This is a genomic window from Kitasatospora sp. NPDC089509, from assembly GCF_044749365.1.
GTDB lineage: Bacteria > Actinomycetota > Actinomycetes > Streptomycetales > Streptomycetaceae > Kitasatospora.
The window spans coordinates 581,398-594,313 of sequence record NZ_JBIVHS010000001.1 but is presented as its reverse complement, the minus strand read 5'-3'; the positions used below and the strand labels follow the sequence as shown (position 1 = coordinate 594,313).

The window sequence follows — 12,916 nt, the reverse complement described above, 5'->3', positions numbered from 1 at the left end:
TTTATGATCGGTATACAATTTTCGCATGACCACGGAACCCGAGGGACCCGAACTGTCGCTGCGCCAGCGGAAGAAGCAGGAGACGCGCCGCCGCATCTCCGACGCCGCGTCGGCTCTGTTCCTGGAACGCGGCTTCGACAACGTGACGGTCGTCGAGACCGCCAAGGCCGCCGACGTGTCGACGATGACGGTCTTCAACTACTTCCCGCGCAAGGAAGACCTCTTCCTGGACCGGATCCCCGAGGCCATCGAGCTGTTCACGGGCGCCGTACGGGACCGCCGAGACGACGAGACCCCGCTCACCGCCCTGCGCCGTGTCACCCTCGAACTCATCGACCGGGGACACCCGTTGACGGTCGCCCAGGAGCGCTTCCTTCCCTTCTGGCGGGTGGTGGGCGATTCGCCCGCGCTGCGGGCCCGGGGACGCGAGGCGCTGGAGGAGCTGGAGACGGCACTCGCCGCCACGATCGCCGAGACCACGGACGGGGGCGCCCACGACGTACGGCCCCGACTGACGGCCGCGCTCGCCGTCGCGGCCTACCGCACCGTCGCCACGAACTCGCTTGCCAGGCTCGTCGCCGGCGCACCGGAGCACACCGTCCTGAAGGACCACCGGGCCCTGGTGCACCGCACCTTCGACGCACTGGAGCGGGCCCTACCCGAAGCCACCTGACCAGCACGGCGGTTCCTCCGAACGAGCGCCCGCCGACGGCCGGCCCCGAACGGGCGGCGGCTACAGCACCGCGACGCAGGAGCCCAGATCGGCGGCCAGGAAGACGAGGTGACTGTCCCCCGGCGCCATATCCACCCGCCCCAGGGCGACCGGGGTGCTCCCCGCACGCCGCAGGGCCGGCAGACCCTGCGCGAAGTCCTTGCAGGTGACGACCCCGTCCTCCGCCATCCACTGGGCCCGGAAACTCCAGGTGTCGAGGAGTCGGCTGGCCGGCGCCGTCGGTCCGGGCCACACCTGGAACCCGGCCCCGGCCCGCAGGGCCAGCGCGGCCCCAGCGGCGCCGTCGGTCCTGTGCTCGTCGAGAGCGGCGATCAGGTCCTCACGATCCATACCGGGCAGTATGACGCCCGGGGGTACCGCCCGGCTCACCGGCCCTGTGCACCCCGGCCGCCCGGTCACGGCCGCGGGTCGATCGGGGTGAGGGTGCCCAGGCGGTCCTCGATGTGCTGGGCGGCGGCCAGGCAGAGGTCCTCGCGGAAGGGGCGCCCGACGAGTTGGACGCCGGTGGGGAGGCCGTCGGCGTCCGGTCCGGTGGGGACGGCGACGGCCGGGACGCCGACGAAGCTGGTGACCGAGCAGAGCCGCATGGCCGTGGCGACCCGGTCGCGGCCGGCCTGGTCCCGGGACTCCAGGCCGGGTTCGACCGGCGGTTCGGTGAAGACCGGGCCGAGCAGGAGCGGGTACTCGTCCAGGAACTCCGCCCAGGAGCGGCGGATGTTCATCCAGGTGCCCAGGAGCGCGATCAGCCCGGCGGCGTCGAGGGGCGGGGCGCTGCGCATGGTCAGCTCGATGAAGCGGTCGCCGCCCTCGCCCAGCAGCTGTCGTACGGCGGGCCAGTTGGGCGCGAACTCGGTGACGGTGAGCCGGTGGTAGGCGTGCAGGGCCTCGTCGAGCCGCGGGACGTCCGGGACCTCGCACACCTCGTACCCGGCGTCCCGCAGCGCCTCGGCGGCGGCCTCGACGGCGCGGCGGACGGTGGGGTGGACGCCGTGGCCGCCCGGGTCGGCGACCACCGCGACCCTCGGCGCGCCGTCCAGCGGATAGCCGTAAAGCGGGGCGGGGACGGCCCGCGGGTCCCGCAGGTCGGGGCCGGCCAGGCTCTCGTAGGCGAGCCGGAGGTCGGCCACAGTGCGGGCCAACGGGCCGTCGGTGACGAGGAGTTGGGAGGCCGGGCCGGGGTCGTCCGGGCCCAGCATCCGCTGGTCGGCGGCGAACCGGCCGGTGGTCGGCTTGAGCGCCGCGACGCCGCAGAAGGCGGCCGGGATCCGGACCGAGCCGCCGGAGTCGTTGCCGAGCCCCAGCGCGGCCATGCCGGTGGCCACCGCGACTCCGTCCCCGCCGCTGGTGCCGCCGGGGGTGCGGCGGGCGTCCCACGGGTTGCGGGTGTCGCCGTACAGCTCACTGCGGGTGTGCATCCCGGCCAGGATCAGGGTGGGCAGGTTGCTGTGGCCGATCGGGACCGCCCCGGCGGCGCGCAGCCGGGCGACCGGGACGGCGTCGGCGGGGGCGGTGAGCCCGCGGAGGCGCGGGGTGCCGAAGGTGGTCGGGACGCCCTCGATCCGGGTGCACTCCTTGACCGTGAACGGCACCCCGGCGAGCGGCCCGAGCGGCTCTCCGGCGGCGCGGCGGCGGTCGAGCGAGCGGGCGTCGGCGCGGGCGCGGTCCGCGAGCAGCTGGGTGACGGCGTTGGCCTGCGGATTGACCTCGGCGATGCGGGCGAGGTGGGCGTCCACCACGTCGAGGGCGGACGCCTCACCACTGCGGACGGCGGCGGCGATGGCGGCGGCACTGAGTTTCCACACGGGCTTCTCCTGGCTGGTCGGCTGCGGTCGCACGGGATCCGGTGGGGCTGCCCCCGGCGGGGTCGCCACCGTTTCCGATGCGCTTGCATCGGAACCCTAGCCGGGGAACCGATACGATCGCATCGGATTAACGGATGGGAGGAGAGCAACGGATGCCCAAGCAGGTGGACCACGAGGAGCGGCGCCGGCGGATCGCCGACGCGGTGTGCGCACTGATCGACACCCAGGGCCTGGAGGGCGTCACCCTGCGGGACGTCGCCGTCCGGGCGGAGGTCTCGATGGGCGCCGTCCAGCGCTGCTTCCGCACCAAGGAGGAGATGCTGCGGTTCGCCCTCGGCCACATCGGCGAACGCGTCACCGAACGGGCGCACGCCCGGGTGCTGGCCGGCCCGGCGCAGTCGGCCGCGAGCACGGTGGGCCACGTGGCCGGCGAGGTGGCCCTGCTGCGGGACGAGCACCGCACCGAGGCCCGGATCTGGCTGGCCTTCCTCGCCGCGGCCGCCGTCAACCCGCCGCTGGCGACCGCCCTACGGACCAGCTACGTCGACCTGGAAGCGCTCCTGGCCCGGCTGATCGAGCAGGCCGGCCTCGACCCCGCCCCGGCCCGCCGGGAGGCCCGGACCCTGCTCGCCCTCACCGACGGCCTCACCGCGCACGTCCTCATCGGCCACCGCACGACGACGGAGGCCGAGGAACTCCTGCACACCCACCTGGCCGCGCTCTGGCAGCGCGCCGGCGCCTGAGCGACCGGACGCGCCCCGACGGTTCCGTCACGCGCCCCCGGCACGCCCCGGGCTGCCGATGCGCAGCAGGTTGCCACTGCGGTCGACCAGGGCGAACTCCCGCATCCGGTAGGCGGTGTCGACCACCTCCGTCAGTCGGCTGCCGGTGACCGGCTCGGCCGGGATACCGAGGCGTGCCCAATCCCCGTGCAGGGCGTCCGCGTCGCGGACCTGGAGGTAGCAACTTCCCGCGGTGGACAGCGGATCCACCCCCGGGTCGGGCCGGAAGTGGAGCTCCACGGTGCCCCGGACCAGGATCAGGTAGCCGTCCGGCCCGTCCCAGCGGCCGCGCGACTCGAAGCCGAGGCGGCCGTAGAACTCCTGGGTCTCGTCGAGGTCCCGGCTCGGCAGGATCGGCACCGCGTACTCCTCCATGCCGAAACCCCCGTCCTCGCTCCCCGAGCGTCACATGACGTACTGTCAGATCGTTGCACACTGCACGCGCGACGACGCACGAGGAGAGCATTCACCATGCCCCGCTCAGCCCACATCGCCATGGTCAACATACCGGCACACGGCCACGTCAACCCCAGCCTGGACGTCATCCGGGAACTGGTCTCCCGCGGCCACCGGGTCAGTTACGTCAACGACCCGGCGTTCGCCGAGCAGATCGAGGCCACCGGCGCCGCGTTCGTGCCCCACCAGACGGGCCTGCCGATCCTCAAGGGCGCGGTCACGCCCGGGTTCAACATGCACGCCCGGGTCTTCGAGGAGGCCCGGGTGATGCTGCCGCGGATGCGGGAGGCGTTCGAGGACGACCGGCCCGACCTCGTCCTGTACGACTTCATGGCGTACGCGGGACGGGCCCTGGCCGACAGTTGGGGCGTGCCGTCCATGATGATCTCGCCGGCCAGGGTCCCCCCGCAGGACGCCGAGCGGGAGCCGTTCCGGACGCTGATGGAGGCCCTGCGGTCGGAGAACATCCCGGAGCGCTTCGCCCAGTGGCTGAGCGACAACGGGCTGCCGACCGACGACATCTTCACGTACATGGTGCGGCCCGACCGCGGACTCGCGCTCATCCCGCACGTGCTCCAGCCCGAACCGGAGCAGGTCGACCCCGAGTTGTTCTCCTACGCCGGGCCCTGCCTCGACAACCGCGAGTACCAAGGGAGTTGGACCCGGCCGGCGGACGCCCGGAAGGTGCTGCTGATCTCGCTGGGCTCCGCCTTCACCCACCGGCCCGCCTTCTACCGCGCCTGCCTGGAGGCCTTCGGCGGCCTCACCGACTGGCACGTGGTGCTCCAGGTCGGCCGGGCGACCGACCAGGCCGAGCTGGGCGAGATTCCGTCGAACGTCGAAGTCCACCCGTGGGTACCGCAGTTCGCCGTGCTCCAGCAGGCCGACGCGTTCATCACCCACGCCGGGATGGGCGGGTGCAGCGAGGGCCTGTACTGCGGGCTGCCGATGGTCGCGGTGCCGCAGGCCGCCGACCAGTTCCAGAACGCGGACCGACTGGTCGAACTCGGCGTCGCCCGCCGCCTGGACACCGAGCTGGCCACCCCCGCCGCGCTCCGCTCCGCCCTACTGGAGCTGACCGCCGACCCGGCGGTGGCGGCCCGGCTGGCCGAGCTCAAGGCCGAGGTCCGCGCGGGCGCGGGCGCGCGCCGGGCCGCCGACCTGATCGAGGCCGCGCTGGCCTGACGGGCCCGACAACCGGTCCGCCCCCGCCCGTCGCCCACGGCCCGCTACCGGGCGGTGGACGACGGGCCGACCACCGGGACCCCCTCCGCCCGCCCCGCGAGCAGCGCCGCGATGTGGTCGGCGCAGCGCAGCGCCGCCTCGGCCATGGCGCTCCTGGTCATCCCGGCGATGTGCGGAGTGAGCAGGGTGTTGGGCAGGCCGAACAGCGGCGAGGCGAAGGCGGCGTGCTCGTGGGCGAAGGTGTCGACGGCCGCCGCCGCCGGCGGGCCCGCCGGATCGCGCAGGGCGTCCGCGAGAGCCCGCTCGTCGACGATCCCGCCGCGGGCGGTGTTGAGCAGGATCGATCCGGGCCGCATCCGCGCCAACTCCGCCCGGCCGATCAGCCCTTCGGTGTCCGGGGTGAGCGGGACGTGCAGCGAGACCACGTCGCTGGTGGCGAGCAGGGCGTCGAGGGAGTCGACCCGGCGTACGGCGGGGTGGGTGGAGCGCCGCGCGTACCCCTGGACGGTCATGCCCAGTGCGGTGGCGCGCTCCGCCAGGGCCGATCCGATCCGGCCGAGGCCGACGAGGCCCAGGGTCAGCTCCGACAGCTCGACCGCCGGGGCGCTCGGTGCGAGCCAACGACCTTGCTGCGCGGCCTCGTTGGACGGCACCAGCGCCCTGGTCAGGGCGAGCAGCTGGGCCAGCGCGAACTCCGCGACGGCGTTGGCGTTGGAGCCGGGCGTGTGGGTGACGGCGACCCCGTGCCGGGCCGCGGCGGCCAGGTCGACGTGGTCGGTGCCCGCCCCGGCCCGTGCGACCACCCGAAGCCGGTGGGCCAGCCCGCGGTCGGTCGCGGCCGCCAGGAACCGGGCCCGCAGCGGCGCGCCGGCCCGGGACTTGACCGCGTGGTACCCCCGTCCGCCGCGCACTGCCTCCCCGATCAACGCCGTCTCGTCGAACAGGTCGACCTCGGTGAACTCCACCCGCCCCGCCCACCGCCCGGTCACCCCCGCCGGATCGCCCACCCGCCGCAGGTTCAGCGTGACGTCGAGCCCGTGCCCGACCAGCCGCGTCAGCTCCCGGTCCAGCAGTTCCCCCGGAGCCGCGTCCAACAGCAGGACCCGCATCCGCCCCCCTTGAGGTTCGTCGAGATCGTCGGTTCGTCGAGACCGTTCTCGTGCGCCCCGGACACCGCGGTCGCCCCCGGCCGCCGGCCCCTCGGTACCGCGCAGCGCCGAGTACCGCCACACGGTACCGCCGAGCGGAGGGGCTGCGAGGGCTCCGGCCACCCGTCCGATGACCCTTCGCGCATCGATCATCACTTTCGGTTCACTTCCCCGGGGCCGCCCGCACCGCCGTCAACGCCTCGGGCGGCCGTCGCCCGTTCGGCCGACATACGCTGGCTCTGATCACCCCGCCCACAGGCCGCCGGAGGGCCGATGATCCGACGCCGCCCCGCCGACCGCCCGAGCGCGGACGACCTGCTGACCGAGCTCGGTCGGCTGACCGCGTCCGCCCTGGAGCAGGCCGAGCTCCAGCAGGCCCGGGTGGAGCTGGCCGAGGCGCTGCAGCGCGAGCTGCTGCCGGCCGCGCTGCCGCAGCCGCCCGGGCTGCGGGTGGCGGCCCGGTACGCGCCCGCCCGGCACGGCCTGAGCATCGGCGGCGACTGGTACGACGGCTTCCCGCTGCCGGACGGCTCGGTGGCCTTCTCGCTCGGCGACGTCCAGGGCCACGACGTGGAGGCGGCGGCGATCATGGGCCAGGTACGGGTCGGCCTGCGCGCCGTGGCGGCCACTGCCGCCGACCCCGGCGAGGTCCTGGGCCGGGCCAACGACCTGCTGATCTCCATGGACAGCCGCCGCTTCGCCACCTGCAGCTTCCTGCGCTACGACCCGGCCACCGGGGACCTCTCGCACGCCCGGGCCGGGCACGTCCCGCCGGTCTGGGCGGACGGCGAGGGCCGCTGGGGGCACTACCCCGACGAGGGCGGTCCGCCGCTCGGCGTGGTGCCCGGCCAGCGGTACCCGGTGAGCCACCACCGGCTCTCCGGGGCCGGGGTCGTCGCCCTGGTCACGGACGGGGTGGTCGAGGGGCCGGCCTTCCCGATCGAGGCCGGGCTGGCCCGGGTGGCGGCCGTGCTGCGGGAGCGGGTCTCGGACGATCCGGACACCCTGGCCGCCGAACTGCTGGGGGTCGCCGACCTGACCGGGCACACCGACGACGCGGCCGTGCTGGTGCTGCGCCACGACGGCTGAGACCCCGGTCGAGCGCCCGCCCGCCACCCGCCCGCCGCCTGCCCGCCACGATCGACGGGACCGGGCCCGAGGCCCCCGGACGGCCGGTCCGGGTGACGGCCCCTGCGTGTCACGCCCGCACGGTGCCGCCCGGACGTAGTCAGATGACTACTGTGCCGCCGACCACCACACCCCCTTCCCGCACCCCCCGCCAGCTGGCCGTGACCGCCCTGCGGCTGCTGGCCGTCACCGCGGTCTACCTCGCGGCCGGGCGGATCGGCCTGCTGCAACAGGTGGTGATCGGCGGGGCCAAGGTCACCCCGCTCTGGCCGCCGACCGGGATCGCGCTCACCTGCCTGCTGCTGTTCGGGCTCCGGGTCTGGCCGGGCGTGGCGCTGGGCGCCTTCCTGGTGATCGTCGTCACCGGGCCGCCCCGCTGGGGCTCGCTCGGCATCGTCACCGGGAACACCCTCGCCCCCGTCGCCGCCTACCTGATGCTGCGCCGGACCGGGTTCCGGATCGAGCTCGACCGGCTCCGGGACGGCATGGCCCTGGTCTTCCTGGGGGCGTTCGCCGGGATGCTGATCAGCTCCGGCACCGGCAGCGCGGTCCTGGTCCTCAACGGCACCCTGCCGGCCGACGGGTTCTGGTCCACCTGGACCGCCTGGTGGACCGGCGACGCGATGGGCGTCCTGGTGGTCGCCCCGCTGCTGCTGGCGCTGCGCACCGCCCGGCTGCCCGCCGACCGGGGCCCGTTCACCTGGCTGGAACCGGTCCTGCTGCTGGCCAGCACCGCCGCCGTCACCGTGGTCGCCACCTCCACCACGCTGAGCGTGCTCTTCCTGGTCTTCCCGTTCCTGATCTGGGCCGCGCTCCGCTTCCAACTGCTCGGCGCGGCCCCCTGCGTCCTCCTGGTCTCGGTCATCACCATCACGGCCGCCATCGACCAAGTCGGCCCGTTCACCGGGCACGGGCTGGTCGCCGCGATGGTGATGCTGCAGGCGCTCAACGGCTGCGCGGCGCTCACCGGACTGCTGCTGTCCGCGATCGTCGCCGAGCAGCGCAACACCTACCGGCGGATCGAACAGGCCACCGTCGAGCTGGCCCGGGTCGTCCAGCGGCTGGCCCCCGGCAAGGTCGACACCGACCGGTGGCTGCCGCCGGAGGACGGCGACCACTGACCGCTCCGGTCCCGGTCCCGGTACCGCTTCCGGCCCGGGGTCCGCAACGGAACGTCCACCGCTCCCCCCACCGTCCTCCACAAACCGCCCGCCCCGGCAAAAGGATCACCCCCGCGACCGTCCACCCCCGTCCTGACCTGGCAGGATCTCCCGCCATGACGCACAACGAGACGCCCGGGACGCCCGTGCCCGCCGCCGGGCCGCAGGACCAGCCGGGCGGCCAGGGCGGCCAAGGGGGCGGGGCGAAGAGCGGCAAGAAGAACGACGCTCCGTGGCCGCGTCACCCGTGGCTGACCGCGCTGTGGATCCCGGCGGCCGCCGTGCTGATGCCGCTCGGCGGGGCGCTCGGCGCGTTCGGGGCCTGGTTCATCCTCCTGTCGCTGGTCCTGGCCTTCGCCGGGGCGATCGGCCTGATCTACGCCCTGGTGTCGCTCTGCCAGTCCGGGCCGCTGCGCGGCGCGGCCCTGGCGCTGCTGATCGCCCCGCTGATCGCCGTACCGCTGATGAGCATGAACGCCGTGCAGTCCGCCGTGCTGTCCGCCCGCGGCACCGTCCACCAGGGCACCGTCACCGACATCACGGTCAGCCACGGCAGAGGCACCTCGTACACCTGCTCGGTGCACTACGACCACGACGCCCCGGAGCGCACCCACTCCGTCCCCTGCGGCTCCCTCGACACGGTGGGCGAACAGGTCAGCGTCACCGAGGACCCGGGCGGCCTGGTGGAGCCGGAGTTCACCGCGAGCGCCGAGAACCCCCGCTTCGACGTCACCATGGTCGGCCTCGCCGACGTCGCCCTGCTCACCGTCTCCGCCGGCGCCGCCACCCTCGGCGCCCTGCTCCACCTGCTGCGGAAGCGTCGTAATCCCCTTGCGGAGGCGGCAGGGTAGCGGACATCCTCCGGTGATGGACCAGGTACGACAGGCCGAGCAGGAAATCGTCCTCGGTGAGGTGACGCTCCGCCGTTTCCGCGGCGAGGCGGACCTCCCCGAGTTCTTCCAGGTCATCGAGGAGTCGCTGGAGCACCTGCGGCCCTGGATGCCGTGGGTCGCCGAGCACAGCCGGGCGAAGACCACCGAGTTCCTGGCCGAACGGGCCGAACTGTGGGAGAGCGGACGGGACTTCACCTACGCGATCCTGCTGGACGGCGCCATCGTCGGCGCATGCGGGCTGTTCCGCCGCGAGGACACCGCCGAGAACGGCCGGGAGATCGGCTTCTGGCTGCACCCAGCCGCCACCGGTCGCGGCATCGCCACCCGGACGGCCCGGGCGCTGACCGAGCAGGCCTTCCGACTCCCCGGCGTGGACTTCGTCGAGATCGTCCACGACCCGGCCAACCACGCCAGTCGCGCCGTCCCGATCCGCCTCGGCTTCACCGAGCACGCCCGCCGCCCCGCCGAAGCGCTCGCCCCGGCCGAGACCGGCGAGGAGCAGATCTGGCGGCTCCGACACGCCTGACCGGCCCCGCAGAACCCCACCCCGGGCAGGGCGGGGCCCGACGGTCCGCCGCCGTGGGGGAGGCGAACGGACCGCCGGGCGGCGCCCGCCGGACGGGACGATCCGGCCGGACGCCGTGGGAACGGACGCGGCCGGAGACCTCACCTCCGCGCGGAGCGCCCCATCTCGAACCCCGCGTTCCGGCCGCATACCCTCTGCCGCGACCTCCCGCGTCCGTTCCCACGCCCAGGAGACCGCCCGACGGCGGTGCCGATAACACTTTTTCGCCCCCACCCGCGCCGCCCTTCCACTCCCGCCCCACGGCACGTGATCGTCTACTGTCGGCGGAAGCCGCCCACCCCGGCGGCGACGCCGACAGGAGACCGCCACCGTGCCCGACGCCCCCGTGATCCGCAGCGACGTCCCCGGATCCTTCGCCCGGAGCGTCTTCCACGAGCGCCACCCCGAACTCATCCGGCGCGTCCTCGACGCCCTGCCGTACGGCCCCGCCGAACGGGCGGCGATCGAGCGGCTGCTCACCGAGAGCACCGGCGGCGGCATCCTGGAGCCCCTCCCCGCGGACGCCCCGGACGCCGCCCAGTGGCTGGCCTGGGGCGAGGGCCGGTGGGGCGAGCCCTGGAGCGAGGCGCCGTTCCTGTGGGCGGAGAGCTACTTCTACCGCCGACTGCTCGACGCCACCGGCTACTTCCGGCCCGGCGCCTGGCAGGGCGTCGACCCGTTCGCGCCGTTCAAGGACGCCGAACTGCGCGGAACCGCCGTGGACGGGGAGTTGGCCGCCCTGAGCGGCCTCACCGACCTGCCGCCCGACCGACGGACGGACGCCCTGCTGGCCTCCGCCCTGTGGGGCAACCGCGCGGACCTCAGCTTCGCCATGGCCGCCCAGTCCGACGAGCCCGACGAGCCCGACGACCGAGGGCCGTCCGTACCGGCCGCCTCCGTACCGGCCGCCTCCCCACTGGCCGCCGACGACAGCGCACTGCTGCACGCCGAGTTGACCCGGTCCGGACCCGGACGGGTCTGCCTGATCGCCGACAACGCGGGCCGCGAACTGCTGCCGGACCTCGTCCTGATCGACCACCTGCTGACCGCCGACCTCGCCGCCGAGGTCGTCCTCCACGTCAAACCGCAGCCGTACTTCGTGTCGGACGCGACGACGGACGACGTCCTCGCCACCGTCCAACGCCTGCGCACCGCACCGGTACCCGCCGCCGAGGCCATCGGCCGCCGCCTCTGGCAGGCGCTGACCGGCGGCACCCTCACGATCCGCACCCACCCGTTCCACTGCGCCCCGCTGCCCTACCACGACCTGCCCGCCGACCTCCGCGCCGAACTCGCCGGCGCCACACTGACGATCCTCAAGGGCGACCTCAACTACCGCCGCCTGGTGGGCGACCGCCACTGGCCCCCGACCACCCCCTTCGCCACCGCGGCCGGCCACTTCCCCTCCCCCGTCGCGGCCCTGCGCACCCTCAAGTCGGACGTCGTCGTCGGCCTCGCCCCCACCACCGTCACCCGCCTCGACGCCACCGGCACCCCCTGGCGCACCAACGGCCGGCACGCCGTCATCCAGCTCCGCCCGCACCCGTAGCCGCCGTCCGACCTGCCTGGTCGCACCCCCGCATCCCGGCCCGCAGGCCCGGGTACGGTGTGATCGACCGTCACCCGGACGCCGCACGGAGGAACCGCCCCATGCCCGAGCAGCACACCACGGCGCAGGCCCTCGTGGCGGCCGCGCTCGACCGGGCCACCGCCGTCGAGCACCTCAACGCGTTCATCACGCTCGACGCGGAGGGGGCGCTCACGGAGGCGGCCCGGCGGGACGCAGGGGACTCACAGGACGCGGGCGACGCGCGGGACGCGGGAGGCCCGGAGGGCGTGCGGGCGAAGGCCTGGGGCCTGGTCGTCAAGGACAACATCCACGTCGCCGGCCTGCCCAACACCGCGGGCACCCCCGCGCTGACCGGCTTCGTCCCGGACGCCGACGCACCCGTGGTCACGGCCCTGCGCTCGGCCGGGGCGATCGTGCTGGGCAAGACCAACATGCATGAGCTCTCGCTCGGGGCCACCTCCTGCAACCACACCTTCGGCGCCGTCGGCAACGCCGCCGACCCGGCCCTGTTCGCGGGCGGCAGCAGCGGCGGTACGGCGGCCGCGGTGGCGGCGGGCGTCGCGGAGGCCGGCCTCGGCACCGACACCGGCGGGTCCGTCACCGTCCCGGCCGCGCTGAACGGGGTCTACGGCCTGCGCCCCAGCGCCGGGCGCTACCCCTCGGCGGGGATCACCCCGCTGTCCACCACCCGGGACACCCCCGGGCTGATCGCCCGCACCCTGGCCCGGCTGACCGCGCTCGACACCCTGGTCACCGGGGAGACCTCCGACCACCGGGATCCGGAGCGTCCACTACGGCTGGGCCTGCCGCGGCAGGTGTTCGCCGAGGACCTGGAGGGCCCGGTCCAGGCCGCCTGGGAGGTCGCGGTCGACCGGCTCGATCCGGCCCGGGTCCAGTGGGTCCCGGTGGACACCGCGCACCTGGCGACCGCCGACGCCCGGATCGGTTTCCCGCTCGTCTTCGGCGAGTTCGCCGCCGCGCTGGCCCGCTACCTGAACGAGCACCGCACCGGCCTCTCCCCCGTCGAGGTGCTGGACGCGGTCGGCGATCCGGACATCGCCGAGCTGCTCAAGGCCACCGCGCTGCCCGACGCCCCCGGGTTCCTGGGGCCCGCCGGCCTGGACACCGCGCTGGACCGGCGCCGCGCCCTGCAGGCGGACTACGCCGAACTGTTCACGGCGAACGGGCTGGACGCGATCCTCTGCCCCACCGTCCCGGTCTGCGCCCGACCGCTGCGCCGGTACGAGGACAGCCTCCCGCTCAACGGCCGCGAGGTGTCCACCTTCCACACCCTGATCCGCAACACCTCCCCGGCGGCCACCGCGGGCCTGCCCTCGGTGACGCTCCCCCTCCCGGTCGACGGATCGGCGCCGGTCGGCGTCCAGCTGATCGGCCCCCGGCTGGCCGACCGGGCGCTGCTGTCGGCGGCCGCCCGGGTCGACGCCCTGCTGCACGCCTGACGCCTGACGCCGGGGGCCGTCCGCCCGCCACGTC

General features: G+C 74.7%; 13 protein-coding genes. 9 read left to right on the top strand and 4 right to left on the bottom strand.

The features are described 5' to 3' along the window. The first annotated feature begins 25 nt into the window (after positions 1-25). A complete protein-coding gene (locus tag ACIP4P_RS02235; RefSeq protein ID WP_400913820.1) occupies positions 26-673 on the top strand; it encodes a TetR/AcrR family transcriptional regulator in 648 nt (215 codons plus the stop codon). Between the two features lie 60 nt (positions 674-733). Here ACIP4P_RS02235 and ACIP4P_RS02230 read toward each other — a convergent pair whose 3' ends face one another. Both ACIP4P_RS02230 and ACIP4P_RS02225 read right to left on the bottom strand, forming a co-directional pair. After that, positions 734-1,063, bottom strand: coding sequence for a hypothetical protein (locus ACIP4P_RS02230; RefSeq protein WP_400913818.1), 330 nt, complete (start codon positions 1,061-1,063; stop codon positions 734-736). A 65-nt stretch (positions 1,064-1,128) separates the two neighbouring features. Next, entirely contained in the window at positions 1,129-2,535 is a 1,407-nt protein-coding gene (locus ACIP4P_RS02225; protein WP_400913816.1) for an amidase, read from the bottom strand. Between the two features lie 152 nt (positions 2,536-2,687). On the opposite strand from ACIP4P_RS02225, the gene ACIP4P_RS02220 reads away from it, so the two are divergent. Continuing rightward, positions 2,688-3,278, top strand: a complete 591-nt coding sequence (locus tag ACIP4P_RS02220) for a TetR/AcrR family transcriptional regulator (RefSeq protein ID WP_400913814.1) — start codon at positions 2,688-2,690, stop codon at positions 3,276-3,278. A gap of 27 nt (positions 3,279-3,305) precedes the next feature. Here the strand turns inward: ACIP4P_RS02220 and ACIP4P_RS02215 are convergent, their stop codons facing one another. Further along, positions 3,306-3,692 carry a bleomycin resistance protein gene (locus ACIP4P_RS02215; RefSeq protein ID WP_400913811.1) on the bottom strand — a complete coding sequence of 129 codons (387 nt, stop codon included), beginning with the start codon at positions 3,690-3,692 and terminating at the stop codon, positions 3,306-3,308. 96 nt (positions 3,693-3,788) lie between these two features. Between ACIP4P_RS02215 and ACIP4P_RS02210 the strand changes: the two genes are divergently transcribed. Beyond that, a complete protein-coding gene (locus ACIP4P_RS02210) occupies positions 3,789-4,958 on the top strand; it encodes a macrolide family glycosyltransferase (protein ID WP_400913809.1) in 1,170 nt (389 codons plus the stop codon). A 44-nt stretch (positions 4,959-5,002) separates the two neighbouring features. On the opposite strand, the gene ACIP4P_RS02205 is transcribed toward ACIP4P_RS02210, so the two are convergent. Continuing rightward, a complete protein-coding gene (locus ACIP4P_RS02205; protein ID WP_400913807.1) occupies positions 5,003-6,067 on the bottom strand; it encodes an NAD(P)-dependent oxidoreductase in 1,065 nt (354 codons plus the stop codon). Between the two features lie 312 nt (positions 6,068-6,379). On the opposite strand from ACIP4P_RS02205, the gene ACIP4P_RS02200 reads away from it, so the two are divergent. From ACIP4P_RS02200 to ACIP4P_RS02175, 6 genes are all read left to right on the top strand, one after another. Further along, the gene (locus ACIP4P_RS02200) at positions 6,380-7,195 is read left to right on the top strand and encodes a PP2C family protein-serine/threonine phosphatase (protein ID WP_400913805.1); all 816 of its coding nucleotides are present in this window, start codon (positions 6,380-6,382) and stop codon (positions 7,193-7,195) included. Between the two features lie 143 nt (positions 7,196-7,338). Continuing rightward, on the top strand, positions 7,339-8,355 hold the full coding sequence (locus ACIP4P_RS02195) for an MASE1 domain-containing protein (protein ID WP_400913803.1): 1,017 nt from the start codon (positions 7,339-7,341) through the stop codon (positions 8,353-8,355). Between the two features lie 155 nt (positions 8,356-8,510). Beyond that, positions 8,511-9,245 (top strand): hypothetical protein, encoded by a 735-nt coding sequence (locus ACIP4P_RS02190; RefSeq protein ID WP_400913800.1) that lies wholly within the window; start codon positions 8,511-8,513, stop codon positions 9,243-9,245. A 16-nt stretch (positions 9,246-9,261) separates the two neighbouring features. Beyond that, entirely contained in the window at positions 9,262-9,813 is a 552-nt protein-coding gene (locus ACIP4P_RS02185; RefSeq protein WP_400913798.1) for a GNAT family N-acetyltransferase, read from the top strand. Positions 9,814-10,183: 370 nt separating this feature from the next. Next, positions 10,184-11,401 (top strand): damage-control phosphatase ARMT1 family protein, encoded by a 1,218-nt coding sequence (locus ACIP4P_RS02180; RefSeq protein ID WP_400913797.1) that lies wholly within the window; start codon positions 10,184-10,186, stop codon positions 11,399-11,401. A gap of 101 nt (positions 11,402-11,502) precedes the next feature. Then, positions 11,503-12,882, top strand: a complete 1,380-nt coding sequence (locus ACIP4P_RS02175; protein ID WP_400913795.1) for an amidase family protein — start codon at positions 11,503-11,505, stop codon at positions 12,880-12,882. Positions 12,883-12,916: the final 34 nt, after the last annotated feature.

Excerpts from the sequence above, each read along its gene's own strand:
- ACIP4P_RS02215 (WP_400913811.1), bottom strand. The coding sequence starts at position 3,692 with ATGGAGGAGTACGCGGTGCCGATCCTGCCGAGCCGGGACCTCGACGAG.
- ACIP4P_RS02175 (WP_400913795.1), top strand. The coding sequence starts at position 11,503 with ATGCCCGAGCAGCACACCACGGCGCAGGCCCTCGTGGCGGCCGCGCTC.
- ACIP4P_RS02205 (WP_400913807.1), bottom strand. The coding sequence starts at position 6,067 with ATGCGGGTCCTGCTGTTGGACGCGGCTCCGGGGGAACTGCTGGACCGG.
- ACIP4P_RS02190 (WP_400913800.1), top strand. The coding sequence starts at position 8,511 with ATGACGCACAACGAGACGCCCGGGACGCCCGTGCCCGCCGCCGGGCCG.
- ACIP4P_RS02235 (WP_400913820.1), top strand. The coding sequence starts at position 26 with ATGACCACGGAACCCGAGGGACCCGAACTGTCGCTGCGCCAGCGGAAG.
- ACIP4P_RS02210 (WP_400913809.1), top strand. The coding sequence starts at position 3,789 with ATGCCCCGCTCAGCCCACATCGCCATGGTCAACATACCGGCACACGGC.
- ACIP4P_RS02230 (WP_400913818.1), bottom strand. The coding sequence starts at position 1,063 with ATGGATCGTGAGGACCTGATCGCCGCTCTCGACGAGCACAGGACCGAC.
- ACIP4P_RS02195 (WP_400913803.1), top strand. The coding sequence starts at position 7,339 with ATGACTACTGTGCCGCCGACCACCACACCCCCTTCCCGCACCCCCCGC.
- ACIP4P_RS02220 (WP_400913814.1), top strand. The coding sequence starts at position 2,688 with ATGCCCAAGCAGGTGGACCACGAGGAGCGGCGCCGGCGGATCGCCGAC.
- ACIP4P_RS02200 (WP_400913805.1), top strand. The coding sequence starts at position 6,380 with ATGATCCGACGCCGCCCCGCCGACCGCCCGAGCGCGGACGACCTGCTG.
- ACIP4P_RS02185 (WP_400913798.1), top strand. The coding sequence starts at position 9,262 with ATGGACCAGGTACGACAGGCCGAGCAGGAAATCGTCCTCGGTGAGGTG.